A 23,141-nucleotide genomic window follows, 5' to 3' on the forward strand; every position below is an offset into this window, starting at 1 on the left:
CGCAGGTGAGGATCACGAGGCCCACAAGCCCAATGGGCTCCCTCCACTCTCATTCTGAGATTGGGGTCTGCCCGAGGGATCAGGCGGCAAGCGCGGGGAGGACCGACGAGGCTGCGGAGACTGGCACGAACAGCCGCGTGCGGTAGCGGATGATCTCGGTGAAGCAGCCCTTGCCCTTGTACCAATCGAGCCGATCGGGCGAGAACCCGGTAAGCTCAAGGCGCTGTTCGCCGCCGACCAGCGAGCGCTTCACGGTGAGTGGATCGTGGCTTGCAAGGCCCAGCGGCTTGCCGCTGGCGAGAACGAGGTCACCGAGCTGCTCTGCGGCTGGTCCGGCAACCCCGGAAAGGCCATAGGTCTCGGCGATTGCTGCGAGATCGATATCGAGCACTTCGCGCCCGATGACCGATTGACCATCTTCGGCAACGAGCCGGGTGACGCGGACGTGATCGCCGGGCAGGCGCTTCCAGACCGGAAGCAGAAGTCCGGTAGCGAAATGGACTCGCTCAGTTACCGGTGAAACGGCAGCCTCCTCTTCCTCGGCCCGCCAGGCGCTCGTGAACGCAGCGACGCCAATTTCATTCCAATGGCTTTCACCGAGTGCCTCAAGTGTCCAGCTCGCGGACTTGAGCGGACGCAAGAGGCGCCGACGTTCTATCACGGCCCCGTCGTCGGCGATCAGGCGCCGGGCAGGAACCGACAGCGCAACCTTGCCCGAGCGCGCATTGCGCATCGGGATCGCGTGCGGGCTGCCAATCTCGTGCATCCGCACCAGGCGCTGCAAGCGTAGGGGCCGAAGGTGCCTTGTCACTTCGAGCGAGACGAGACGGGTCTCCGCTCCGGTCACGGGGTCTGTGCGCAGGAACTCATCGGCGAGGACCATGAAGTGATCGACCCTCACGGTTTCCAGCCCCTGGTCGAGCGTTCCAGCTTCGCGCGCGGCTTCAATCCGTGCTTCGACGAGGCCAAGATATTCATCGAATATGGCATTCTGCAGCGCGATCGGAAGCGCGAGGATGCGGTTTAGCCAGCGCTGGATCGTGGGGAGATTGTCGCTGAGCCCGCCGTCGGGGTTTTCAAGCCGTAGGCCAGTGCGCTCGACGAAGTTGGCGAAGCTCGTGGCTTCGAGCTTGCCGTCATAGAGCAGCTGGAACCAGCGGCTGAGCGCGTCGCGCGCATAGTCGCTTTCGAGATTGTCTGCCGGGTCGAACAGGTTCTGACCGCCGGTCTGGCGCTGGCCGCGCGTCAGCGCGCCCAAGGCATCGAGCCTGCGCGCAATGGTCGAGATGAAGCGGCGTTCGCCCTTCACGTCGGTGGTTACCGGCCGGAAGAGCGGGGCCGAGGCTTGGTTGGTGCGGTTGGTGCGGCCGAGACCCTGAATCGCGTTGTCGGCGCGCCAGCCCGGCTCGAGCAGGAAATGAACACGGCGCTGCTGGTTCCGGCAGCCAAGGTCGGCGTGGTAGGAACGTCCTGTGCCGCCCGCGTCCGAGAAGACCAGGATGCGCTTGGTCCCTTCCATGAAGCTTTGCGCTTCGGCGACGTTGGCGCTGGGGCTACGCCGTTCGAGGCGCTGCTCACCATCGCGGCCCTGGACCAGCCTCCGGGTTCGGCCCGTGACCTCGGCGACGGCGTCGGTTCCAAAGTGCTCGATAATCGCATCGAGCGCAGTGGCGATGGGCGGCAGTGCGCAAAGCTGTTCGATCAGCGCATCGCGCGCAGCAATGGCGCGCGGGCAGAAAACGGGATTGCCCTCTCCGTCGCTCATCGCCTCGGAGCGAAGATTGCCGTCTTCGTCGGCGAAGACCTGCATCAGGCGCACCGGGAAGCTCTTCGAAAGGTAGTCGATCACGTATTCACGCGGAGACAGATCGATATCGAGCGCTTCGCGTTCTTCGTCGGAGAGGTCGGCAAGGCGCCGGTCGAGCATGGTCTCGGCGGTCGAGACCAGCTGCACGACAACCGAATGCTCTTCGCCAAGCGCTGCTTCCATCGCGGGGATCAGGCTCGGCAATTTCATCGAGAGCAGGAGCTGGGCAAAGAAGCGCTGCTTGGTGCCTTCGAAGATCGACAGCGCTGCCGCCTTGGCGTTGCGATTGAGCGTATCGCCGCTGTCCTCGTCGACAACGCGGGTTGCTTCTAGCGCTGCCTCGAGGTTGCGGTGAATGATCGCCCAGGCCTCGGCATAGGCGTCGTAGATCCGCACCTGCGCTTCGGTCAGGCTGTGTTCGAGGATCTCGTACTCGACCCCGGCGAAGGACAGCGCGCGGGCGAGATAGAGGCCCTGGGCCTTGAGATCGCGAGCGACAAGTTCCATCGCCGCGACGCCGCCAGCGCGGATCTCGGTCATGAACGCCTCGTGGGTCGGGAAGGCAGTTTCGGGTCCCCACAGGCCGAGCCGTGAGGTGTAACCGAGGTTGGCGATGTCCGAGGCGCCGGTGGCCGAAGCATAGAGCACGCGGGCGCGCGGGAGATGGTTCTGCAGCCTGAGGCCCGCCATACCCTGTTCGGACCCCTTGACCTTGCCACGGGTTGAAGAGCCCCCGAGGGCATTGGCCATGGCGTGGGCTTCGTCGAAAGCGATCACGCCGTCGAAATCCTCGCCCGCCCAGGCAAGGATCTGGTCGAGCCGCGTATCCTCGGCGCGCCCCGAGCGCAGCGTCGGATAGGTGACAAAGAGAATACCTTCGGACATCGTTACAGGGTGGCCAAGTTTCCAGCGCGAGAGCGGCTGGATATCGAGCGGCAGCCCGCCAAGCGCTTCCCAGTCGCGGCGTGCATCTTCAAGCAGCGCTTCGTTCTTGGTGATCCAGACATGCCGGCGCTCGCCTGCGAGCCAGCGGTCCATGATGACCGCGGCGATCTGCCGTCCTTTGCCCGCTCCGGTCCCGTCGCCAAGGAAAAAGCCTTGGCGGTATGCGTGTCCATCTTCGGAGAGTTCCAGCGAGGTGCCTTCCTGGCTAACCTTGAACCGGCCCGGAAGATCGCGCGCAAATGCCTGGGCAGCGTAGACCAGTGTTTCGCATTGCGCTTCGGACAGCAGGCCATCGGCCTGCCAACCTGCGGGAAGCCGCGGGCAAACATCGGGCTGCGGTGCCGCGACCGAACCCATGGCAACCGATTCCACGAGCGGAGTAGGATGAACCGGCGCGTCTTCGAACGCGATGCGGCTGGGGCGGTAAGGCAAGTAGATGCCTGCCTGTTCAGGCACCGGCGCGGGGTCAGCGAGAACAGAATAGGCAAGATTGACCGCATTCGCCTTGGCTGCTGGCGTCGCAGCGAACGGCGCTACCGGTCGGACCGGCGTGCGTTGGGTCGAAGGTTTGCAAACAAGGCGCGCTGGCTTGCCGACGGGCAGGCAATGGAGGCCGGCGGAGGTCTTCGCTCGTGGCGGCAGCTCGGTGACAAGTTCGCCGAGCGCAATCAGGTCGCAGGCATCTCCGATGATCGTTGACGAGGATGCAGTCGGCACCTTGTCGATCACGACCAGGCGAACGGCAATCCCCGTCCCTGTCCGGCGAAACATCTGCTCCAAGCGGACATTGAGCAGGAGCGACGCTTCGTCCTGTGCTTTGGCGAACGTGGAAGCGTCAAAGCCATCGGGCATGATGGCGATTATCCTCGCCCCATTCGCGGCCGCTCGGATCGCACCGCGCAGGTGACGCATAGCGGTATCGCCGTCCTTGCCGCGTTCATGGCTATGAGCGAATGGCGGGTTCATTAGCACGGCAGACGGAACAGGGCCGCGAAGCAAGTCGGCGATCAGTTCCCCGTCATGCGCAGTGATGGTGGCCGTGGGGAAGACGTGGGCCAGACCGTCTCGTCTTGCCGGATCAATCTCGTTGAGGAGCAGCGAAGCGTTCTGGAGGTAACCCCACAGAGCAAGGGCACCATTGCCTGCGGACGGTTCGAGGAGCGTGTCTTGCGCGCAGACAGCTGCGGCCTTCGCCATCAGCCAGGCCAGCATTGGCGGGGTCGAGAACTGCTGGAGCTCGACCTGTGCTTCGCTGCGAACGTGCCGTGGCGGCAAGGCTGCTTCGAGCCAGTCGAACCGCGCTTCGACTTCGTGTACGTTCGTCGCCAGATCGATCCGTGAGGACTCTCGAAGCCAGAGTAGTGCGCCGATCTCGACCGCGCTGTTATAGTCGTCGATCGTCCAGGCACCTCCCCAGTCCAGAACACCGGTCTCTTCGGCGAACAGCCCGGAAATGTCGGTACGGGTAAGATGACGTCCCGAAGCAAGAAGCGCGGCAACTCGGGTGCCAATGGCATAGGCCAAGGGCATGGACGGCAACTGCTCGCCGCCGGGAAACAGGTCTGATTGAAACATGGCAATTCGTCCTCCTGATGGGGGCATCGGGACACGCCCTCTGCCGGATCAGGAATTCGAGAAGCCCTCTCTCCTCTACCGCGCCGCTTTGCGGCGCAGCCATGATGTAAGTTCATCGTTCCAGTCGGTGTCGCGTGAGGATGGTTTGCGAACGTGGATCGTCCGTCCATCGCGTGCATAAGCGGCCAGGCCACGCGACGCGGCCAGTTCGCCGCCAGCATCATGATCGACGAAGAGGTGGAGTTCGGTCAGGCTCTCGGGCACGCTCACGAGACCGAAGCGCTCATTGCCCAGGGTCGCCCAGACGGGAATGCCGGTGAGAGCATAGGCCGACATCGCGCTCTCGATACCCTCGGCGAGGCCGAGCTTGCCGGAGGCCGGAGCGAACAGACGGACAGCAGCTTCACAGAGCGCGCCGAGCGCGCGTTTCGGCTTTTCGAAAGCGGCCTTGCCTGAAGCCTCGGTAGACAGGAACGTGCGGTGGATGGCGATCGGCCCCTTGTCGAGGCTGACCGCCGCGATCATGGCGGGCAAAAAGCGGGTGCGTCCCTTCGGACCAAGCGGCGTTCGTGGATGGAAGCGGAGCGCCGGAGATGCGGCGAGGATGCCGCGGCTTTCAAGATATGCCTTTGCCGGACTGGCACGCAAAGCTTGCGCTTCGCGCCAGATCCTCAGCGCTACCGCCGAGGGTTTGCGGGTGCTGGTCGATTCGGGTTCGTTGGTGGTCGCCGAACCTGCAAAAAGCGCCGGTGCCTCGAAACCTTCACGCGCCAGAGCAGCCAGCACGCTCTGCTGATCGCATCCCGCGAAACAGTGGAAGAGGATGGCCTGTCGGCCGAGCGACACACCGAGTGACGGCGTGCGGTCATCATGCGCGGGGCAACAGGCCATGCCCTTTGTGCCGGACCATTTGCCCCCTCGCGATTCGCAAATGCGACGGGCGGTCTCGGCAAGCGACCGGTTGGGATGAGTTTGGACAGACAGGGACATGCGAGCTCCTCAGCATGCAAAGTGGCCCCCTCATCAGCGTTCCTCTCCTCTCCCAAAGGCAGGCATTCGCGGCTTTCCTACAGGCACATGTTCTTTTTATGTTCTCCTTCGATTCGAATCAATGGAGCACAAGTCGAGATGAACTGCCTCAATTGTCTGACCGCGCTAGCGGTCGCCTGTCTGGTAATGATCGCGACCTCCTCACAGCAAGTTCGCGCCCAGGATTTCACCTTGTTCGAGCACGCGATCGTTCCGCCGAAGACGGACCAGCAGCCGGCAAGGGAATATCTTCCTGCAATCTACCAGGCCGAGCCAGCAAACGTATCCTACCGGGAAGGCTTGTATATGGCGGCGATAGCCGAGGCTGAACGCCGTTACGGGCTTCCGACCAACCTGCTCCGTGCTCTTATCTGGGCTGAGTCCCGCTTCAATCCGATGGCTGTTAGTCCAGCCGGTGCTGCCGGGCTGGCTCAGCTTATGCCGGCCACGGCGAGAGAACTGGGCGTCCGGAACCGTCATGACCCTCTTGCATCGATCGACGGTGGCGCCCGGTACCTTCGCGATATGTTGGACCGGTTCGACGCAGTCCACCTGGCCTTGGCTGCTTACAATGCTGGCCCAGGTGCCGTCTCCCGATCACGCGGCATTCCCAACAATGGTGAAACGCCGCAATATGTCCGGTCTGTGTTGGGACGTTGGCAAGCAATTGGTACGTACAATTGACGAAACTACCTGATTTCCGGCTATTGTCTGAAATCATGTGCCGGAATGAAGACGGACAACGCCAGTGAATGAGACCCCCGGTGAGCCGTTCGATTTTCGCAAGGCGTTGAAGGCAAAGAAGCGCCGGAAGCTTAGAAAGGAGATCGCGTTGGGTTTGGGAGCATTCGCGATCGTATTTGCTGGAGGGATGCTGGCACTCAACTGGCCAGTCCATGATGCCAGCCTTGCTGACGGCGATCAGCAGCCTCAGGCTTTATTCCAGCAAGCAAGCTCCCCACAATTCGACATCTGCGGATCCATCCGGCGCACATGCGTCGTGGATGGAGATACTTTCTGGCTTGATGGCGTGAAGATCCGGATTGCCGACATCGACACTCCCGAGATCAGCGAGCCTCGTTGCGACTATGAATACCAGCTCGGCATGCGCGCGACGCACCGCCTTGTCGAATTGCTCAATGACGGGCCCTTTGAACTGACGACTATCGGGAGCAGAGATGAGGATCAGTACGGTCGCAAATTGCGGGTTGTAACGCGCGGCGGCCGCTCGCTGGGCGATCAGCTGGTCAGCGAAGGGCTGGCGCGGACCTGGACCGGGAGACGTGAGCCATGGTGCTGAACCGCGATCAGGAATTGTGGGCCGTCGCGCTCTGGGTCGAAAAGAACCATGGCGAAGAGGGAACCGCTTATATCGCGCAGCAAATCCAGCGGCTATCCAACGAAGGGGACGAGGCAGGCATAGCAACGTGGAAGACTGTTGCTGAACGCTTCGATCAACTTAGCTGCCAAAGCTCTACGAACTGAGGCTCGGCACGATGCGGAATTGGCTTCGAATCTGGGGCATCAGAATTGAGTTCGCCGTGCTGGCGTCAGTGTCCCTGATAGGGCTGATCCTGAGCCTTCAATCCTGCATTGGCTGAGAAGAAATTCGATCTCCCGATCAACCCTTCGCAAACTTCCCCATGATGACCTTTCCTCCTGTCCGCAGCTCATCGAGGTAGTCGCTCCACCATTGAGCCATTCGCACGCGCTCGTCCCAATGTTTGCCGCGATGGTAGATGCCACGCACAACATTGCTGTCGCCATGTGCCAGGGCACGCTCGATCGCATCGGGATTCCAAAGGCCCGACTCGTTCAGGAATGTCGATGCTGTCGCACGGAGTCCGTGAGCGGTGACTTCTTCTTTCGAGTATCCCATGCGACGGAATGCGGCATTGAGCGTGTTTTCACTCATGGGACGCTTGGAGCTGCGCGCAGATGGGAAAACATATCCTTCGCGGCCGAGCATCTCGGCCAGATCAGTGAGATAGCCTCTAACCTGCTTGGAAAGCGGGACGGCATGCGCTCGGCGCGCTTTCATTTTACCGGCAGGGATCTTCCAGACCCCATCGACGAGGTCGATCTCATGCCATTCGGCGTGCCGGAGTTCGCCGGGGCGTACGAACACATGCGGCGCTATCTGCAAGGCTAACTTCGTCACCATGTAGCCAGTGAAGTCGTCGATTGCGCGGAGCAACCCGCCTAGCTCGGTGGGCTCGAGAATTGCTGCATAATGCTTGGCTCGCGGCGTTACGAGTGCACCCTTCAGCATACTGGTCGGATCGGATTTGCAACGGGTCGTTGCGACACCATAGCGAAACACGCGGCCTGCGAACGAGCGGCATTTCTTCGCAGTCTCGTGCTTACCAGTAGCTTCCAGTCGTTTCAGAGGAGCCAGGACTTCGAACGGCTCGATCTCGTTGATGGATCGGTTCCCGATGGCAGGCGCAAGCTTGTCGAGGAAATAATTGGCCTTGACGATCGTGCCATCGGCACGGCCATTCTGGACCATCATCTGTTCAATATACTCACGTGCGACTGCCTCGAACGTCTGTGCAGAAAGGAACTCGGCGCGGATTTTCCGCTTGCGCTTCTCAAAGGCCGGGTCGCCCCCTGAAGCAACAGCTCGTCGTGCCTCGTAGGCTTCGTCTCGCGCTTGCTTGAGGCTGATTTCGGGATAGCTGCCGATGCAGAGCTTCTTTTGCGCGCCGCCGATCCGGTATCGGAATCGCCAAAGTTTGCCGCCGGTCGGCGTGACCTCAACATATAGGCCGCGCTCATCGGTGACCTTGTACGGCTTATCCTTGGGCTTGAGTGCGCGGAGGCGAGTATCTGTCAGCGGCATGTGGGGGCCTTTTCATCTGGGCCTTTGCGAAACGGCCTCAAAAGGCCCACAAAAGTGTCTGGAAGCCCCGAGAACAGGCGGGACGATCCGGAACGATCCAAGGGCCAAATCCCTAGGATTTCTGCGGGTTTTATAGATTATTTGGGAGAACGTGAGAAGAACAAATGGTGCCCAGAAGAGGACTCGAACCTCCACGCCCTTGCGAGCGCCGCCACCTGAAGACGGTGCGTCTACCAATTCCGCCATCTGGGCACACTGTGCGTCCGGTCATCGTGGTCCGGGCCGCGGGTAGGGGCGGGCCACTACGAAGAGTCGCGCGGCCTGTCAACGGTCATGTCACGGGGGATATCGTGGCGGTTGCGGGACGGGCCCGCTTGGGGCATGGCGAGCACGCAATTGCACCCACGGATTCTCGACACAGGATTGCCTCCCGATGCCTGCCATTTCCCCCCTCGCCAACAAGCTCGTCACCGTCTTTGGCGGTTCGGGGTTCCTCGGCAAGCATGTGGCGCAGGCGCTGCTGGAGCGCGGGGCGCGGCTGCGCATCGCCAGCCGCCATCCGGAGAAGGCCTATACGCTGAAGCCGCTGGCCAACCTCGGCCAGCTGCAGTTCGCCCGGTGCAATATCCTCGATGAGCAGAGCGTCACCGCCTGCCTTGCGGGTAGCGATGCGGTGGTCAACCTCGTCGGCTCGTTCGAGGGCGACCAGGTCAAGTTGATGGGTAAGGCCCCGGGCGCGATCGCGCGCCTCGCGGCAGGAGCCGGGGTGGAGGCTTTCGTCCAGGTCAGCGCCATCGGGGCCGATCCCGAGGGCGAGACCGACTACGCGCTGGGCAAGGCCATGGGCGAGACGCGGGTGTTGGAAGCGTTTCCAAAGGCCACAATCGTACGCCCGTCGGTGATCTTCGGCGAAGACGACAACTTCATCAACATGTTCGCCGGGCTCATTGCCAGCCTGCCCGCTTTGCCGGTGTTTGGCCCCAAGGCAAAGATGCAGGCGGTGTTCGTCGATGATGTCGCTGAAGCCATCGCGACAGCTCTGGCCAACCCTGTGGCGCATGGCGGCAAGACCTACGAGCTGGCTGGACCCGAACAACTGACGATGCTGGAGATTCACCAGCGGATCGCCGAGGCGCAGCGCCGCAACCGTGCCTTCTTTCCCATGCCGGATTTCGCCAGCGCCACTTTCGCCGCGCTGCCGCTGACACCGATGAGCCGCGACCAGTGGGCGATGCTCAAGGCGGGCAATGTCGCCTCGGGCGCGCTCCCGGGGCTGGAGAAGCTGGGGATCGAACCCAAGCCGCTGGGCCTGTTCCTCGACGACTGGATGGTCCGTTACCGCAAGCACGGGCGCTTCAACGAAGCGCTGGTGTAGGGTGGTCTACGCTTCAGGAAGGGCGGGCTTGCCCGCTTCGATCGCATCGGCTGGCGCAACGAGAAGGATCGCGCCTTCGCTTCCGGTCACGCGCACGCGCTCGCCCGCTTTCATGTCGATGCCCTTGGCGAGCCATTCGCTGTCGCCCAGCTTCACCCGGCCGCTGCCCCCGGCGAAGTCCTGCACAACCACGGCGGTCTCCCCGACGAGCCTTGCGCCGCGCTTGTTGAGCAACGGGTCGGCGCTGAAGATCGGTGTGTCGCGCAGGATGCGCCGGGCGCTGAACGCGATGATCAGCGAGAGGAATACGAAGTTGACGATCTGTAACGGCACCCCGGGGTCGAGCACGAACGTCAGCACCGCGGTGAGCAGCGCAGCCACGGCCAGCCAGATCAGGTAGACCCCGGGTAGCAATATCTCGGCCGCCGCCAGCAGCAGGCCGATGGCGGCCCAGAACCAGTAGGCCTCGATCCCGTCGAGCATCGCGCCTTACCCCTGGTCGCGCGAGCGCGGCACGCTGGTGCGTGGCCGTTCTGGCGGCAGCGGCGTGCCGGTGTTGACGGTCTGGGTATCAGTGCCCAGCGCGCCCTTGACCAGCTCGCCGATCCCGCCGAGCGAGCCGATCAGCTGGGTCGCCTCCATCGGGAACAGGATGGTCTTGGCATTGGGGCTGTCGGCGAATTTGCCGAAGGCCCTGGTGTATTCCTGGGCGATAAAATAGTTGATCGCCTGGTTGCCGGAAGACGCGATGGCGTCCGACACCAGCTGCGTCGCCTTGGCTTCGGCCTCGGCGGCACGCTCGCGGGCCTCGGCGTCGCGATAGGCGGCTTCGCGCTTGCCTTCCGCTTCGAGGATGGCCGACTGCTTGCGGCCCTCGGCGCGCAGGATCGAGCTGGTCTTGTCGCCCTCGGCCTCGAGGATTTCGGCGCGCTTGAGGCGTTCGGCCTTCATCTGCCGCGCCATGGCTTCGGAAATGTCGTGCGGCGGGCGGATGTCCTTGATCTCGACGCGCGTGATCTTCACGCCCCAGGGCGAGGTCGCGTGATCGACCACGCTGAGCAGCCGGGCGTTGATCTCGTCACGCTTCGACAGGGTTTCGTCGAGATCCATGCTGCCCATCACCGTGCGCAAATTGGTGGTCGTGAGCGCCATGATCGCCTGGTAGAGGTTCGATACTTCATAGGCGGCCTTGCCGGCATCGAGCACCTGGAAGAACACCACCGCATCGACCCCGACCATGGCGTTGTCGGCGGTGATGATTTCCTGGCCCGGGATATCGAGCACCTGCTCCATCATGTTGATCTTGCGCCCGACGCGGTCGATGAACGGGATCAGGATATGCAGGCCGGGTTCTGCGGCGTTGTGGAAGCGGCCCAGCCGCTCGATGGTGTAGACGAAGCCCTGCTTCACCACCCGCACTCCCATCGCGAGGAAGACGAACAGCAGGAGCAGCAGTGCGGCCAGTACGAATTCCATGGCGGACATTCTCCCTGAGAACAGTTCCGCCAGACTAGCGCCATTCCGGCCATGGACAAGCGCGCAGTGGTCCGGCACAAAAGGTTGCAAAGCGCGACTGACAGAATCGCGCCGGAGGGGAGAGGAACAATGAACCATTTTGCCATGCTGGCGGGGCTGGCAGCGCTTGCTCTGAGCGCTTGTAGCGGCGAGGAAACCATCGTCGAAGGCGGGATCGATAGCGCGAAGCTGGTCGGCGCTGGCGCGGACACCGCAAACTGGATCACCCATGGCCGGACTTATGACGAGCAGCGCTTCTCGCCGCTCGATCAGGTCAATCGCGAGAATGTGAGCCAACTGGGCCTCGCCTGGTCCGCCGACATGGATACGGCGCGCGGGCAGGAAGCAACCCCGCTGGTTATCGACGGCAAGCTCTATCTCACCACCGCCTGGAGCAAGGTGAAGGCCTACGACGCCAAGACCGGCAAGCCGCTGTGGGAATACGATCCCAAGGTGCCCGGCGAAACCGGTGCCAAGGCCTGTTGCGACGTCGTCAACCGCGGGCTCGCGGCGTGGAACGACAAGCTCTACCTCGGCACGCTCGACGGGCGGCTGGTCGCGCTCAACCGCGAAACCGGTGCGGTCGAGTGGGAGAAAGTCACCGTCGACCAGACCAAGAGCTACACCATCACCGGCGCACCGCGGGTCATCGACGGCAAGGTGCTGATCGGCAACGGCGGGGCCGAGTTCGGCGTTCGCGGCTATATTGCCGCCTACGACGCTGCTGACGGCGAAGAACTGTGGCGCTTCTACACCGTGCCCGACGAAGACAGCTCGGACGACCCAGAATATCTGCAGAAGGCGGCTGAAACCTGGTTCGGCAACGTGCTGGGTAGCGACAGCGGCATCGGCGGCGGCGGCACAGTGTGGGATTCCATGGCCTATGACCCGGAGCTCGATCTGCTCTATTTCGGCGTCGGCAATGGCAGCCCGTGGAACCGCGCCTATCGCAGCCCGGGCAAGGACGGCACGGGCGAGGGTGACAACCTATATCTCTCCAGCATCGTCGCCATCCGGCCCGACACCGGCGAATATGTCTGGCACTACCAGACCACGCCGGGCGAGACCTGGGATTACACCGCCACCCAGCATATAATGCTGGCCGATATCACCATCGACGGAAAAGAGCGCAAGGTGCTGATGCAGGCACCCAAGAACGGCTTCTTCTATGTCCTTGACCGCGCCACCGGCGAGTTCATCAGCGCGGAGGATTACATCCCGCAGAACTGGGCCAAGGGCATCGACGACAAGGGCCGCCCGATCGAAGTGGCCGAGGCGCGGGTCGACAAGACCGGCAAGCCGGCGCTGGTGATGCCGGGGCCGCTGGGCGGGCACAACTGGCACCCGATGGCCTTCAGCCCCGCCGACGGGCTGGTCTATATCCCGGCCTTCGAAGCGGCTTCGATGTACGCCCCCGAAGCCAACTGGAAGCCCGACACCGCACGCGGCTTCAATGTCGGATTCGACCTGGGTGCCGGTGACCTGCCACCCGATCTCGGCATCCGCCGGGCGGTCTATGGCACGGTCAAGGGCAAGTTGACGGCCTGGGATCCGGTCAAGCAGGAAGCCCGCTGGACGGTGGAATTCCCGGGGCCGTGGAACGGCGGCCTGCTCGCCACCGGCGGCGGCCTCGTGTTCCAGGGCAATTCGGGCAGCGAGTTCAGCGCCTACAACTCGGCCACGGGCGAGAAGCTGTGGAGCTTCCCGGCCCAGACCGGCATCGTCGCCCCGCCGATCACCTACACGGTCGACGGCGAGCAATATGTCGCGGTGCTGGCCGGCTGGGGTGGTGCCTATGCCATCACTGCCGATGGCCATCTGGTCAACGATCAGGGCCCGGTGCAGAACATCAGCCGCCTGCTGGTGTTCAAGCTGGGCGCAGACGGCAAGCTGCCCCCGATGAGGGAACTCGCCAGCCTGCCGCTCGACCCGCCGCCGAGCCGCGCAAGCGATGCGGTGCTGGCGGTCGGCAAGGCCAAATACGCCCGCTATTGCGCGGTCTGCCATGCCCCGGCAGCGGTCGGCTCGACTGTGCTGCCGGACCTGCGCCGCTCGGCCACCATCGCCAGTAAGGACGCCTTCAGCGCGGTGGTCTATGACGGCATCCTCAAGGATCGCGGCATGGTCAGCTTCGAGGGTTCGCTGACCAAGGAAGAGATCGACGCGGTGCGCGAATACATCATCAAGCGCGCCAATGAGGACAAGGTGCTGGAAGGCAGCGGGAAGGTTGCCCAGCGATAAGCCGCCCGCAGATCCGGATGACATCCGCAACTGGCAAAGGCGGCCCGACGGGATAACCACCTCGGGCCGCCTCCAGCCGGACGATCCCGCGCGGCTGGCGGCGATCGGGGTGCGGCATGTCATCAACCTGGCGCTGGACAGCCACCCGGAAGCGCTGGCGGACGAGGCCAGTCTGCTGGGTCGGCATGGCATTGCCTACACCCATATCCCCGTGCCCTTCGATGCCCCGACGCAGGAGCACGTGGCCGCATTCGAGGCTGCGCTCGAGGCGGCCGAGGGGCCGGTCCACGTGCATTGCATCATGAACTACCGCGTGACGGCCTTCTTCTACCTGCTGGACCGGGCGCGCGGCCTGTCCGAAGCGGAAGCCACCGCGCGCATGGCCCGCGTGTGGGATCCCCGCAGCAGCGACGAGCCAGCCGCACAGCCATGGAAGTCGCTGCTGCAAGGCTGAACAGCGCACAACGCCGACTTCAGCCATATGTCACCCACTCTCCCATAGCCCCTTTGCCGGGTCGCCTACTGGGGAGAATCTCGATGAGATTTGCGATGGTGTGTTCGGTTGCAATCGCAGGAGCCGGTTTGGCGCTGTCTGCGAATGTGCAGGCTCAGGCCCTTACCAACGGTGATTACGCGCAATGCGCGGTGTATGATCGTGACGGCGACTTTTCCGGCTACGACAGTGTCTGCCTCGAGCGCAAACGGGCTGCGCTGCGACGGTTGCAGGAGCGGGAGGATCGGCGAGGCGGTTCGAGCTACGACAGCGGTTACACCAGTTACTACGCCACCAATGCCTGCCCGCTCTATGCCAATGGCGGCGCGGGATACTCCAGCACAACCTACACCGACGGGCGCTGGCCATCGGGCAGCGGTCCGTTCGATGCCATGGTCAATGGCAACCCGTGTATCCCGCAGCAGCCGAACATCTTCCTGCCCGGAGTGCGCTAGGCGTCAGCCTTTAAGGGCACTTTCATAGAGCGCCAGCAAGCGGCCCCACGCCCGCTCGGCTTCGGCCTGGTCGTAGGTCGGGTTGTCGAGCACGCACCAGCCGTGATCGCCGCCATAGACCTCGATCTCGGCCTTGATCCCGGCAGTATCCGCCGCCTCGCGCAGCACGGTCTTCTCTTCGGGAGCCTTCTCATCGTCGTTCTTCGCAATGGCGATGAGGTAGCTTGTACCCGGTTGGAAATTCTTATGCGGGCTCGCTTCATCCTCGCGCACCAGCCCGCCGCCGTGGAAACTGGCCGCGGCCTTGACCCGATCGGGCCGGGCGTGGGCCGAATAGACGGTGAAAGGCCCGCCCATGCAGTAGCCCTGCGTGCCGATGCCTTTGGCGGTATCGACCGCCTCCTGCCCGTCGAGCCATTTAACCAGCGCATCGGTATCCGCCTTCACGGCATCGCTCGACAGCTTGCCACGCCAAGGGCCGACTTTCTGCCAACCCCCATCGGCGCGAAAGGAGGCCATGTCGGCGAACTGGTCGGCCTGCACATCGCGGTAATAGGGGTTGGCAACCAGCACGGCATAGCCTTCCGCAGCCAGCCGCCGCGCCATGACCCGCTTGGCCTCACGGAGCGAGGCGATGTCGGGCCACAGAATGACAGCGCGATGCTTTCCGTCTGAGGGATGCACGAAGAAGGCATCCATCTCGCCTTCCCGCGTATCGATCAGCACCATTTTCTCGGTCAGGCCCCCAGCGGACTCCGTATCGCTGCCTGCGGTGACCGTGCCCGAACAGGCGGTCAATGCTACTGCCCCGCCCATCAGGCCGAAGTCGCGGCGCGAGAGCCCCTTGGCTGCCAGCTTGTTATCCCAACCGGCCAGATCGGTTTCGTCGCACATCGCTTGTCTCCTTTAGCTGCGCATGAATACCCGCGCGCTTTGCCCGTCGTCGATACGGATGATGGCCCCGGTCACGCATTCGCTCGACGGCGCGACGAGATAGAGCAGCGTCGAATCCATCTGCGCCGGGACTGGCACCCGCTTGCGGGCAACATGCTCGCGCGGGTCGCCGATGCGTTCGAACATGCCGTCGGTCATTTCGCTGACGAACATCCCCGGGGCGATGGCGTTGACGTTGATACCGGCATAGGCCCATTCGACGCTGAGCGCCTCTGTCATGCGGGCGATGGCGGTCTTGGTCACGGCATAGAGCGCCGCGCCGCCGCCGTCATAGCGGTAATGCGCGACCGAGCTGATGTTGACGATATTGCCCGGCTTCTTCGCCGCGATCAGCCGTTTGGCGACTTCGCAGGCGAGCAGCCAAGGGCCGCGCAGATTGACGCCCAGCACCTGGTCGACCAGCTCGACGCTCATCTTGTGGGCGCGCTGGGCGTCAGGCATGCCGGCATTGTTGACGAGGATATCGATGGTGCCAAAGGCCGCCTCGCCCGCATCAACCGCCGCGACCAGCGCAGCGGCATCGGTCGCGTCCATCTGTACCGGCAGCGCCCTGCCACCAGCTGCCTCGATCTCTGCCGCGAGCTTCTCCAGCCGGTCGAGCCGCCGCGCTGCCAGCACCACTGCCGCACCCTGGCTCGCCAGCACCCGGGCAAAGCGTTCGCCCAGGCCTGAGGATGCGCCGGTTACCAACGCGACCCGGCCATGCAGGTCCATGGATGCATTCGGCAATGGATAATCGGTCATGTCTCTCTCCCCAGAGCTGTTCTGTCTCTAACTTCGGAAAACCACCGTCCGCTGGCCGTTGAGCAGCACCCGCTCTTCGACATGCATCCGCACTGCCTCAGCCAGCACACGGCTTTCGATATCGCGGCCCTTGCGGACCAGATCGTCCGGACTGTCGGCATGGCTGATCGGCTCGACATCCTGGTGGATGATCGGCCCTTCGTCGAGATCGGTGGTGACATAATGGGCCGTCGCCCCGATCATCTTTACCCCGCGCGCATGCGCCTGGTGATAGGGCTTGGCCCCCTTGAAGCCGGGCAAGAAGCTGTGGTGGATATTGATGCAGCGTCCGGCAAAATGCGCCGCCTGCTGGTCCGACAGGATCTGCATGTAGCGCGCCAGCACCACAAGCTCGGCGCCGCTGGCCTCGGCCACGGCACGGACCTGCGCTTCCTGTTCGGCCTTGGTCGCGGCGGTCACTGGCAAATGATGAAACGGCACTTCGCCGATATGGGTGTGGCTGATCGCCTCGCGCGGGTGGTTGGAGACGATCGCGACCGGGTCGATCGGCAACTCTCCGATGCGCCAGCGGTAAAGCAGGTCGGCGAGGCAATGATCGAACTTGCTGACCATGATCATCACCCGCCGCGGCCGGTCGCGGGCGACCAGCTTCCAGTCCATCGCCAGCTCTGTCGCAAGCGGCAGGAAGGCGGCCCGGAGGCCATCGGCAGTGGCGCTCAACGGGTCGAACTCGATCCGCATGAAGAACCGGTCCGCCTCGCGGTCGTTGAACTGCTGCGCCTCGAGGATGTTGCAACCCTGCTCGAACAGGAACCCAGTGACCCGCGCAGTAATCCCGGGCCGGTCAGCGCAGGAAAGGGTGAGGATCAGCGGCTCGCTCATGTCAGCGCCGGGTAAGCGCCTCTTCGCTTTCGCGCATCAGCTGGGCAATGATGTCCGCAGCAGGCTCTTCCTGCGTCACCATGCCGACCGACTGACCCGCCATCAGGCTGCCGCCCTCAACATCGCCGTCGATCACCGCGCGGCGCAGCGCACCGGCCCAGAAGTGCTCGATCTGGAGCTGCGCCTCGCCCATATCGACTTCGCCTGCGTCAAGCAGGGCAGCAACTTCGCGTTGCTTGGCAGTGAAGGCCTCGGTGCCCTTGTTCTTGAGCGCGCGGACCGGGATCACCGGCAAGCGCGGATCGACCTGCACGCTGGCCTCGGCATCGCGGGCCTTGGCTCGGAAGAAGGCCTTCTTGAAATCGGGGTGGGCGATGCTCTCGGTAGCGCAGGCAAAACGGGTGCCGAGCTGCACGCCGACCGCACCCATCTCGAGATAGCCCGCGATCGCCTCGCCCCGGCCGATCCCGCCCGCCACGAACACCAGGTGGTCCTCGGCCAGCTCGGGCAGGAACTCCTGCGCCAGCACGCTGGTCGCGACCGGGCCGATATGGCCGCCCGCCTCCATCCCCTCGATCACCAGCGCATCGCCGCCCGAACGCAGCAGCTTCTTCGCCAGCGCCAGCGTGGGGGCGAAGACGATGACCTTGGCGCCGAAGGCCTTGATCGCCTCGACGCTGCCCTTGGGCGGGATACCGCCCGCCAGCACCACATGGGTCACGCCGTGTTTCTCGCACACGCCGATCAGGTCGAACAGCTGCGGGTGCATGGTGATGAGATTGACGCCGAAGGGCTTGGAGGTCCGCGCTCTGGTCTCGGCGATCTCGGTATCGAGCAGCTCGGGCGTCATCGCCCCGCAGGCGATCACGCCAAAGCCGCCCGCATTGGAGATGGCGGAAACGAGGTTGCGCTCGCTAACCCAGCTCATCGCCCCGCACAGGATGGCGTGCTCGGAACCGAGAAAGTCGATCCCGCGCTGCATCAGTGCGGTGGTCTTGGGACTGGCGGTCACGCGGCGGGTTCCTCGGCATCGAGGCCATAGGCCGTGTGCAGCACGCGCACCGCCAGTTCGGTCTCGTCCTCGTCGATCATCACGCTGACCTTGATTTCCGAGGTCGAGATCGCCTGGATATTGATCCCGCGCTCGCTCAGCGCCTTGAACATGGTGCTGGCGACCCCGGCGTGGCTCTTCATGCCGACCCCGACCACGCTGATCTTGGCGATCTTGCTGTCCGTGATGATGCGGTTGTAGCCGATCACGTCGCGCTTGTCCTCGAGCAGCGCCTGCGCCCGGGCGAGGTCGGCCTGTGGCACGGTGAAGGTCACGTCGGTCTCGCCCTTGTCGCGGCCGACGTTCTGGATGATCATGTCCACGTTGATGCTGGCGGCGGCCAGCGGGCCGAAAATATTGGCCACCGCGCCGGGCCGGTCGGGCACGCGGGTGAGGATCACCTTGGCCTCGTTCTTGTCATGCGCGATGCCGGTCACGAGCTGGCGTTCCATATCGCCCTCCTGAAGTATGCGTTCCATTTCCTCGTCCGACACGATCATCGTGCCGGGCAAATCGTCTGCCGGGATGGCATCGTCGCCGACGAAGCTGGAGAGGACCTGCACCCTCACCCCTTCCTTCATCGCCAGACCCACCGAGCGGGTCTGCAGCACCTTCGCTCCCACCGAGGCCAGCTCCAGCATTTCCTCGTAGGTCACGGCCTTCTGCTTGCGGGCGCGGGCGACGATGCGCGGGTCGGTGGTGTAGACCCCGTCGACATCGGTGTAGATGTCGCAGCGGTCGGCCTTGATCGCCGCCGCCACCGCCACCGCCGAAGTGTCAGAGCCGCCGCGACCGAGCGTGGTGACGCGGCCATCCTCGCTCAGCCCCTGGAAACCGGGGATCACCGCAATCACGCCTTCGGCCATGCTGGCGAGCAGGGCTTCGCTGTCGATGTCCTCGATCCGCGCCTTGGCATGGGCTTCAATGGTGTGGACCGGCAATTGCCAGCCGAGCCAGCTGCGCGCCTTGCAGCCCAAAGATTGCAGGGTCAGCGCCAGCAGCCCCGAGGTAACTTGCTCGCCCGAGGCCACCACCACGTCGTACTCGGCCGGGTCATAAAGCGCATTGGCTTCGCGGCAGAAATTGACCAGCCGGTCGGTCTCGCCCGCCATGGCGCTGACCACGACGGCGACCTCGTCACGGGTCCCGTCGGGCTTTGGGGCCGCCTGCTTGCGCACGATATTGGCGACGCGGCGAATCCGCTCGGTCCCCGCCATCGAGGTGCCGCCGAATTTCATTACGATACGGGCCAAGAATGCTGCTCCCGCTGGAATGCTGCTTGAGGCGCTGTTAGGGGGGAGCCATGAGCGATGCAACCGGCCAGAGCGAAACGAAAACTTCAGCCAAGCCAATTGGTGCCACGACGATCCGCCCGGAAGAGGCGGCACATTTCGGCCGGCTGGCGGCGGAATGGTGGGACCCCAACGGGTCGAGCGCCATGCTGCACAAGCTGGGTCCGGTGCGGCTGGGCTTCATCCGCGAGGCGATCGACTTGCATTGGGGCGGCGATATCGACGGCTACCAACCGCTGGCGGGCAAGACCGCGCTCGATGTCGGCTGCGGTGCGGGGTTGCTGTGCGAACCGCTGGCCCGGCTGGGGGCGCAGGTCACCGGCGTCGATGCGGCGGCGGAGAATGTCGCGGCGGCCCGCACCCATGCCGAAGGGTCGGGGCTGGCCATCGATTACCGCCATGGCGAACTGGCCGCGCTGGGGCTCGGGCAGTTCGATCTCGTCACCTGTCTCGAAGTGATCGAACACGTTGCCGACAAGCCGGCCTTCCTCGCTCAGCTGGCGGCGCATCTCGCGCCGGGCGGGCTGATGATCCTCTCCACCCCCAACCGCACCGCGCAATCGCGCCTGCTGCTGGTCGGCGCGGCGGAAGCGGTCGGCATGGTCCCGAAAGGTACGCACCACTGGGACGACTTCATCGGGCCGGAGGAGTTGAGCGCGATGCTCGTCGATGTGGGGCTGGCCGTCACCGAGACACGCGGCATCGCCTTCTCGGTCGCCAAGGGGCTGCACCTCAGCGCCGACCAATCGCTCAACTACATCCTCAGCGCGCGCCGGGACTGAGCCTACTCCATTCCCGCCAGCAGCACCGGATCGTCGGTGAAGACCCCGTCGACCCCGGTCCGCTTCAGAATCTGCGCCAGCTTGCCCATGTCGCCGGGAGCGCCCTCGCCACCGGCGCTGCGCAGCTGCGGGGGCAGGAAAGCGTTCTCCTTGCGCAGCGTCCAGGCGTGGACCTTCAGACCTGCGGCATGGGCAGCGGTGACGAGGGCCGAAGGCGTGCCGTCGAGTTCGAGCAGCAATTGCACGTTCGCCCCCACCGCGTCCGCATAGGTGGCGATCTCCGCCAATCCGGTCGACGTGACCATCTCGGCATAGCTCATCCCCGGCTCATCGGCCGGGCCTCCGCCGACGTTGATCAGTTGCACCAGCTTGAAGTCGCTGCGCTGGTTCAGTCGTCGCAGCGGGGCGATCTCGAAGCTCTGGATAAAGACCGGGTCGGCTGCGGCAATGCCCAACCGCGCCAATTCGGCCAGCAGCAGGTCGACTGTATCGATTCCCTCCGATTGGAGCAGAAACTCGGGATGCTTGAGTTCCGGGTAGAGCCCGATCCGCCGCCCGGTCTCGACCTCCTTGGCGCGCACCAGACGGACGATCTCCTCCAGCGTCGGGACCTGATACAAGCCGTCGTAGCGCGCGTTCTGGGGGCGGATAGCCGGCAAGCGCTCCTTGGCCCGAAGCGTGCGAAGCTCGGCCAGCGTGAAATCTTCGGCGAACCAGCCTGCCATCAGCTGCCCGTCGATGGTCTTGGAACGGCGGCGGTCGGCGAATTCCTCACGGGCTGCGACATCGGTTGTGTCCGACAGCTCGTTCTCGTGCCGCGCCACCAGCACGCCATCCTTGGTCGGCACGAGGTCGGGCTCGATATAGTCCGCGCCCTGGTCGATCGCCAGTTCATAGGCGGCCAAGGTATGCTCGGGCCGCTCGCCGCTCGCACCGCGATGGGCGATGACGATGAAGTCCCTGTCGGTAGCGTCGGTAGCGGCGGCCACCTGCGGCAGTGCCGCCATCACCAGCGCCAGCAGCGCGCCCAGCCATGCAACCCGTTTCATGATGTGTCCCCTTGCCGGGCGTGCAAGCCCGTGATCACTTCGCGCGCCGCCTGCCCTCGCTGGCGCCAGTCGCCTGAAACGCGGGTGAACGGCACCTTGGCGCGATGCAACATCTCTTCCGCCACCGCCGCGAATTGCGCCCGCGCGTCGGCCGTGCCGAACATCCGCGTGCCATCCTCACGCCACGGCGTGTCGGCCCGGAACAGCAGGTAATGCTCGGCCTTGGGATAGGCGAGCAATGTGTCAGGCACGTTGCCGAACAGCATTTGCGCCCACGCCGCCGTCATCAGCGGATCCGTATCGAGGAGCACCAGCGGCGGTTCGCCAAGGCAGGTCGCCCGCATCGCCGCATCCTGTCCCTCGGCGATGGCGAGCAGGTCCGCAATGGTGAAATCGGTGCCGTGTTCTTCGGCATAGGCGCGGCCATATTCGGGCACCCAGGGGCAACCCGACTCGCGGCTGAGCGCCTCTGCCAGCACCGACTTGCCGGTGCTTTCCGCCCCGTGGAAGCAGACACGGATCATGCCGGCTGCTGCGCCTTCGCCGCGCGCCACCATTCGCGCAGGCCGACGACCGAGAGGATGAGGAACGCGACATAGAGCACCGCCAGCAGGTTGAGCCCGCGTGTGACGAAAAGCCAGATCGAGACGACATCGATCACGATCCACAGCACCCAGTTCTCGATCCGCCGGAACGAGAGCAGGAACTGCGCCGCGATGCTCATCCCCGCCACGGCGCTATCCGCCATCGGCAGCGCCGCATCGGTATAGCGCGCCAGCGCCCAGCCCAATGTCACGCTGGCAAGCCCGGTCGCGAGCGCCCAGCCGATCCGCGCCGACCAGCCGAGCCAGCCGACCGCAACCGCGTGCTCCATCCCGCCGGCGCGGCTCCACAGCCACCAGCCATAGACATTGACCACGAAGAAGAACGCCTGCAGCCCGGCCTCGGCGTAGAGTTTCGCCTCGAACAGCACCACGCCGATGCAGCTCACCATCACCATGGCGGCGGGGAAGTTCCACACCGAGCGGCGGATCAGCAGCACGATATTGGCAAAGCCGAAGACCGTGCCGACGATCTCGAGCGGGCTCACGCCTTCAGCCCCACGCGTTTTCCCATTCGCTCTGGCTGAAGCCGACGAGAATACGTTCGCCGTCCTCGTGAACCGCCACCGGGCGCTTGATCAGGCTGGGATGCTCCACCATCAGCGCGATGGCCCTGGCACGGTCGATATCGGCCTTGGCGGCTTCATCGAGCTTGCGGAAGGTCGTCCCGCGCCGGTTGAGCAGCACTTCCCAACCGACCCGGTCGGCCCAGCGTTCGAGCTTCGCCGGATCGGCCCCTTCCTTCTTGTAGTCATGGAAGGCGTAGGCGAGCCCCTGGCCGTCGAGCCAAACCCGCGCCTTCTTGACCGTGTCGCAATTGGGGATGCCGTAGAGGTGGATCATGCTGCCGCTCCGTGCCCGTTTGAGTGTCCGTTTCAGTGCCCGTTTCAGGGGCCATGTCACACTTGTCACACTGTCCTGAAGGAAAACTCCGGACTGCCTCGGCGAGACGTACTCGCAGACGCAAAGACCGGAAGATTCATGCGATTCATCCCTGCTCGCTAGCGGATCGTGGGGCTGTAGGACAGATGCGCATCGGCGATGGCCACGGCCAGCGCATCGGCGGCATCGGCCCCGGCAATCTCGATCGCCGGCAGCAGCACCCGCAGCATGGCCTGCACCTGTGTCTTCTCCGCCCCGCCGGTGCCGACCACCGCCTTCTTGACCAGCCGCGCGGCGTGTTCGTTGACGGTGAGGCCCGCTGCTCCGCACGCCGCCAGCACCGCGCCGCGCGCCTGGGCCAGCTTGAGCGTCGATTGCGGGTTCTTGTTGACGAAGATTTCTTCGCACGCTGCCCGGTCGGGCCGGTGCTGGGCGATGACCCCGGCGATGGCGCGATAAAGCTCGGCCAGCCGGTCCGCCGGAGCAGCCTTGGCCGAAGTCGCGATCTGGCCATGCGCGACATGGGCGATGCGCGACCCTTCCGCGCGGATCACTCCCCAGCCGGTGCAGCTGAGCGACGGGTCGAGGCCGAGGATCAGCATCCTTCCCCCTCCCGCTCGCGG

Annotated in this window: 23 protein-coding genes and 1 tRNA gene; 8 read left to right on the plus strand and 16 right to left on the minus strand. The window is 64.3% G+C overall.

The genetic code is table 11. From position 1 onward, the window contains the following. Nucleotides 1–79 precede the first annotated feature (79 nt). Both LY632_RS01045 and LY632_RS01050 read right to left on the minus strand, forming a co-directional pair. The gene (locus tag LY632_RS01045) at nt 80–4,327 is read right to left on the minus strand and encodes a strawberry notch-like NTP hydrolase domain-containing protein (protein ID WP_234091967.1); all 4,248 of its coding nucleotides are present in this window, start codon (nt 4,325–4,327) and stop codon (nt 80–82) included. A gap of 75 nt (nt 4,328–4,402) precedes the next feature. Further along, nucleotides 4,403–5,317, minus strand: coding sequence for a toprim domain-containing protein (locus tag LY632_RS01050; protein WP_234091968.1), 915 nt, complete (start codon nt 5,315–5,317; stop codon nt 4,403–4,405). 138 nt (nt 5,318–5,455) lie between these two features. Between LY632_RS01050 and LY632_RS01055 the strand changes: the two genes are divergently transcribed. From LY632_RS01055 to LY632_RS01065, 3 genes are all read left to right on the plus strand, one after another. Further along, nucleotides 5,456–6,040, plus strand: coding sequence for a lytic transglycosylase domain-containing protein (locus LY632_RS01055; protein WP_234091969.1), 585 nt, complete (start codon nt 5,456–5,458; stop codon nt 6,038–6,040). Nucleotides 6,041–6,104: 64 nt separating this feature from the next. Continuing rightward, the gene (locus LY632_RS01060) at nt 6,105–6,656 is read left to right on the plus strand and encodes a thermonuclease family protein (RefSeq protein ID WP_234091970.1); all 552 of its coding nucleotides are present in this window, start codon (nt 6,105–6,107) and stop codon (nt 6,654–6,656) included. Continuing rightward, nucleotides 6,647–6,841 (plus strand): hypothetical protein, encoded by a 195-nt coding sequence (locus LY632_RS01065; protein WP_061921215.1) that lies wholly within the window; start codon nt 6,647–6,649, stop codon nt 6,839–6,841. The genes LY632_RS01060 and LY632_RS01065 overlap by 10 nt, the downstream gene beginning before the upstream one ends. 136 nt (nt 6,842–6,977) lie before the next feature. On the opposite strand, the gene LY632_RS01070 is transcribed toward LY632_RS01065, so the two are convergent. Together LY632_RS01070 and LY632_RS01075 are read right to left on the minus strand one after the other, a co-directional pair. Continuing rightward, nucleotides 6,978–8,201, minus strand: coding sequence for an integrase arm-type DNA-binding domain-containing protein (locus LY632_RS01070; protein WP_234091971.1), 1,224 nt, complete (start codon nt 8,199–8,201; stop codon nt 6,978–6,980). A 165-nt stretch (nt 8,202–8,366) separates the two neighbouring features. Beyond that, nucleotides 8,367–8,453, minus strand: a tRNA-Leu gene (locus tag LY632_RS01075). A 181-nt stretch (nt 8,454–8,634) separates the two neighbouring features. On the opposite strand from LY632_RS01075, the gene LY632_RS01080 reads away from it, so the two are divergent. Next, the gene (locus tag LY632_RS01080; protein ID WP_234091972.1) at nt 8,635–9,576 is read left to right on the plus strand and encodes a complex I NDUFA9 subunit family protein; all 942 of its coding nucleotides are present in this window, start codon (nt 8,635–8,637) and stop codon (nt 9,574–9,576) included. Nucleotides 9,577–9,582: 6 nt separating this feature from the next. Here LY632_RS01080 and LY632_RS01085 read toward each other — a convergent pair whose 3' ends face one another. Both LY632_RS01085 and LY632_RS01090 read right to left on the minus strand, forming a co-directional pair. Then, on the minus strand, nt 9,583–10,059 hold the full coding sequence (locus LY632_RS01085; protein ID WP_234091973.1) for an NfeD family protein: 477 nt from the start codon (nt 10,057–10,059) through the stop codon (nt 9,583–9,585). A gap of 6 nt (nt 10,060–10,065) precedes the next feature. Continuing rightward, on the minus strand, nt 10,066–11,052 hold the full coding sequence (locus LY632_RS01090) for an SPFH domain-containing protein (RefSeq protein ID WP_234091974.1): 987 nt from the start codon (nt 11,050–11,052) through the stop codon (nt 10,066–10,068). Between the two features lie 129 nt (nt 11,053–11,181). Here LY632_RS01090 and LY632_RS01095 point away from each other — a divergent pair, with 129 nt between their 5' ends. From LY632_RS01095 to LY632_RS01105, 3 genes are all read left to right on the plus strand, one after another. After that, a complete protein-coding gene (locus LY632_RS01095) occupies nt 11,182–13,332 on the plus strand; it encodes a PQQ-dependent dehydrogenase, methanol/ethanol family (protein WP_234091975.1) in 2,151 nt (716 codons plus the stop codon). Beyond that, nucleotides 13,319–13,786: a protein tyrosine phosphatase family protein gene (locus LY632_RS01100; RefSeq protein ID WP_234091976.1), complete on the plus strand. Its 468-nt coding sequence runs from the start codon at nt 13,319–13,321 to the stop codon at nt 13,784–13,786. The genes LY632_RS01095 and LY632_RS01100 overlap by 14 nt, the downstream gene beginning before the upstream one ends. Before the next feature lie 146 nt (nt 13,787–13,932). After that, on the plus strand, nt 13,933–14,280 hold the full coding sequence (locus tag LY632_RS01105; protein WP_234091977.1) for a hypothetical protein: 348 nt from the start codon (nt 13,933–13,935) through the stop codon (nt 14,278–14,280). A 3-nt stretch (nt 14,281–14,283) separates the two neighbouring features. Here LY632_RS01105 and LY632_RS01110 read toward each other — a convergent pair whose 3' ends face one another. From LY632_RS01110 to LY632_RS01130, 5 genes are read right to left on the minus strand one after another with little or no spacing between them, the layout of a single operon-like run. Beyond that, a complete protein-coding gene (locus LY632_RS01110; protein ID WP_234091978.1) occupies nt 14,284–15,174 on the minus strand; it encodes a dienelactone hydrolase family protein in 891 nt (296 codons plus the stop codon). A gap of 12 nt (nt 15,175–15,186) precedes the next feature. Beyond that, on the minus strand, nt 15,187–15,978 hold the full coding sequence (locus LY632_RS01115) for an SDR family NAD(P)-dependent oxidoreductase (protein WP_234091979.1): 792 nt from the start codon (nt 15,976–15,978) through the stop codon (nt 15,187–15,189). Nucleotides 15,979–16,005: 27 nt separating this feature from the next. Beyond that, a complete protein-coding gene (purU, locus tag LY632_RS01120; RefSeq protein ID WP_234091980.1) occupies nt 16,006–16,860 on the minus strand; it encodes a formyltetrahydrofolate deformylase in 855 nt (284 codons plus the stop codon). Between the two features lies 1 nt (nt 16,861). Beyond that, entirely contained in the window at nt 16,862–17,872 is a 1,011-nt protein-coding gene (locus LY632_RS01125; protein WP_234091981.1) for a nitronate monooxygenase family protein, read from the minus strand. Then, nucleotides 17,869–19,164: an aspartate kinase gene (locus tag LY632_RS01130; protein WP_234091982.1), complete on the minus strand. Its 1,296-nt coding sequence runs from the start codon at nt 19,162–19,164 to the stop codon at nt 17,869–17,871. The genes LY632_RS01125 and LY632_RS01130 overlap by 4 nt, the downstream gene beginning before the upstream one ends. A 50-nt stretch (nt 19,165–19,214) precedes the next feature. Between LY632_RS01130 and ubiG the strand changes: the two genes are divergently transcribed. Next, a complete protein-coding gene (gene ubiG / locus LY632_RS01135) occupies nt 19,215–19,985 on the plus strand; it encodes a bifunctional 2-polyprenyl-6-hydroxyphenol methylase/3-demethylubiquinol 3-O-methyltransferase UbiG (RefSeq protein WP_234091983.1) in 771 nt (256 codons plus the stop codon). 2 nt (nt 19,986–19,987) lie between these two features. On the opposite strand, the gene LY632_RS01140 is transcribed toward ubiG, so the two are convergent. From LY632_RS01140 to ruvC, 5 genes are all read right to left on the minus strand, one after another. Next, nucleotides 19,988–21,034, minus strand: coding sequence for a glycerophosphodiester phosphodiesterase (locus LY632_RS01140; RefSeq protein ID WP_370636548.1), 1,047 nt, complete (start codon nt 21,032–21,034; stop codon nt 19,988–19,990). Next, the gene (locus LY632_RS01145) at nt 21,031–21,558 is read right to left on the minus strand and encodes an AAA family ATPase (RefSeq protein ID WP_234091984.1); all 528 of its coding nucleotides are present in this window, start codon (nt 21,556–21,558) and stop codon (nt 21,031–21,033) included. Before LY632_RS01145 ends, LY632_RS01140 begins: the two co-directional genes overlap by 4 nt. Beyond that, nucleotides 21,555–22,124 carry a nicotinamide riboside transporter PnuC gene (gene pnuC / locus LY632_RS01150; RefSeq protein WP_234091985.1) on the minus strand — a complete coding sequence of 190 codons (570 nt, stop codon included), beginning with the start codon at nt 22,122–22,124 and terminating at the stop codon, nt 21,555–21,557. The genes LY632_RS01145 and pnuC overlap by 4 nt, the downstream gene beginning before the upstream one ends. Before the next feature lie 4 nt (nt 22,125–22,128). Further along, nucleotides 22,129–22,479: an ArsC family reductase gene (locus LY632_RS01155; protein WP_234091986.1), complete on the minus strand. Its 351-nt coding sequence runs from the start codon at nt 22,477–22,479 to the stop codon at nt 22,129–22,131. Nucleotides 22,480–22,637: 158 nt separating this feature from the next. Then, a complete protein-coding gene (gene ruvC, locus LY632_RS01160; RefSeq protein WP_234091987.1) occupies nt 22,638–23,120 on the minus strand; it encodes a crossover junction endodeoxyribonuclease RuvC in 483 nt (160 codons plus the stop codon). Between the last annotated feature and the right edge of the window lie 21 nt (nt 23,121–23,141).

Origin of the sequence: Erythrobacter sp. SDW2 (genome assembly GCF_021431965.1) — a bacterium.
Taxonomy (GTDB): Bacteria; Pseudomonadota; Alphaproteobacteria; order Sphingomonadales; family Sphingomonadaceae; genus Parerythrobacter.

What these genes read in the sequence shown, in the direction of transcription:
- LY632_RS01045 (WP_234091967.1), bottom strand. Translation starts at nt 4,327, where the DNA reads ATGTTTCAATCAGACCTGTTTCCCGGCGGCGAGCAGTTGCCGTCCATG.
- LY632_RS01050 (WP_234091968.1), bottom strand. Translation starts at nt 5,317, where the DNA reads ATGTCCCTGTCTGTCCAAACTCATCCCAACCGGTCGCTTGCCGAGACC.
- LY632_RS01055 (WP_234091969.1), top strand. Translation starts at nt 5,456, where the DNA reads ATGAACTGCCTCAATTGTCTGACCGCGCTAGCGGTCGCCTGTCTGGTA.
- LY632_RS01065 (WP_061921215.1), top strand. Translation starts at nt 6,647, where the DNA reads ATGGTGCTGAACCGCGATCAGGAATTGTGGGCCGTCGCGCTCTGGGTC.
- LY632_RS01070 (WP_234091971.1), bottom strand. Translation starts at nt 8,201, where the DNA reads ATGCCGCTGACAGATACTCGCCTCCGCGCACTCAAGCCCAAGGATAAG.
- LY632_RS01080 (WP_234091972.1), top strand. Translation starts at nt 8,635, where the DNA reads ATGCCTGCCATTTCCCCCCTCGCCAACAAGCTCGTCACCGTCTTTGGC.
- LY632_RS01085 (WP_234091973.1), bottom strand. Translation starts at nt 10,059, where the DNA reads ATGCTCGACGGGATCGAGGCCTACTGGTTCTGGGCCGCCATCGGCCTG.
- LY632_RS01090 (WP_234091974.1), bottom strand. Translation starts at nt 11,052, where the DNA reads ATGGAATTCGTACTGGCCGCACTGCTGCTCCTGCTGTTCGTCTTCCTC.
- LY632_RS01095 (WP_234091975.1), top strand. Translation starts at nt 11,182, where the DNA reads ATGAACCATTTTGCCATGCTGGCGGGGCTGGCAGCGCTTGCTCTGAGC.
- LY632_RS01110 (WP_234091978.1), bottom strand. Translation starts at nt 15,174, where the DNA reads ATGTGCGACGAAACCGATCTGGCCGGTTGGGATAACAAGCTGGCAGCC.
- LY632_RS01115 (WP_234091979.1), bottom strand. Translation starts at nt 15,978, where the DNA reads ATGACCGATTATCCATTGCCGAATGCATCCATGGACCTGCATGGCCGG.
- purU (WP_234091980.1), bottom strand. Translation starts at nt 16,860, where the DNA reads ATGAGCGAGCCGCTGATCCTCACCCTTTCCTGCGCTGACCGGCCCGGG.
- ubiG (WP_234091983.1), top strand. Translation starts at nt 19,215, where the DNA reads ATGAGCGATGCAACCGGCCAGAGCGAAACGAAAACTTCAGCCAAGCCA.
- LY632_RS01140 (WP_370636548.1), bottom strand. Translation starts at nt 21,034, where the DNA reads ATGAAACGGGTTGCATGGCTGGGCGCGCTGCTGGCGCTGGTGATGGCG.
- LY632_RS01145 (WP_234091984.1), bottom strand. Translation starts at nt 21,558, where the DNA reads ATGATCCGTGTCTGCTTCCACGGGGCGGAAAGCACCGGCAAGTCGGTG.
- LY632_RS01155 (WP_234091986.1), bottom strand. Translation starts at nt 22,479, where the DNA reads ATGATCCACCTCTACGGCATCCCCAATTGCGACACGGTCAAGAAGGCG.
- ruvC (WP_234091987.1), bottom strand. Translation starts at nt 23,120, where the DNA reads ATGCTGATCCTCGGCCTCGACCCGTCGCTCAGCTGCACCGGCTGGGGA.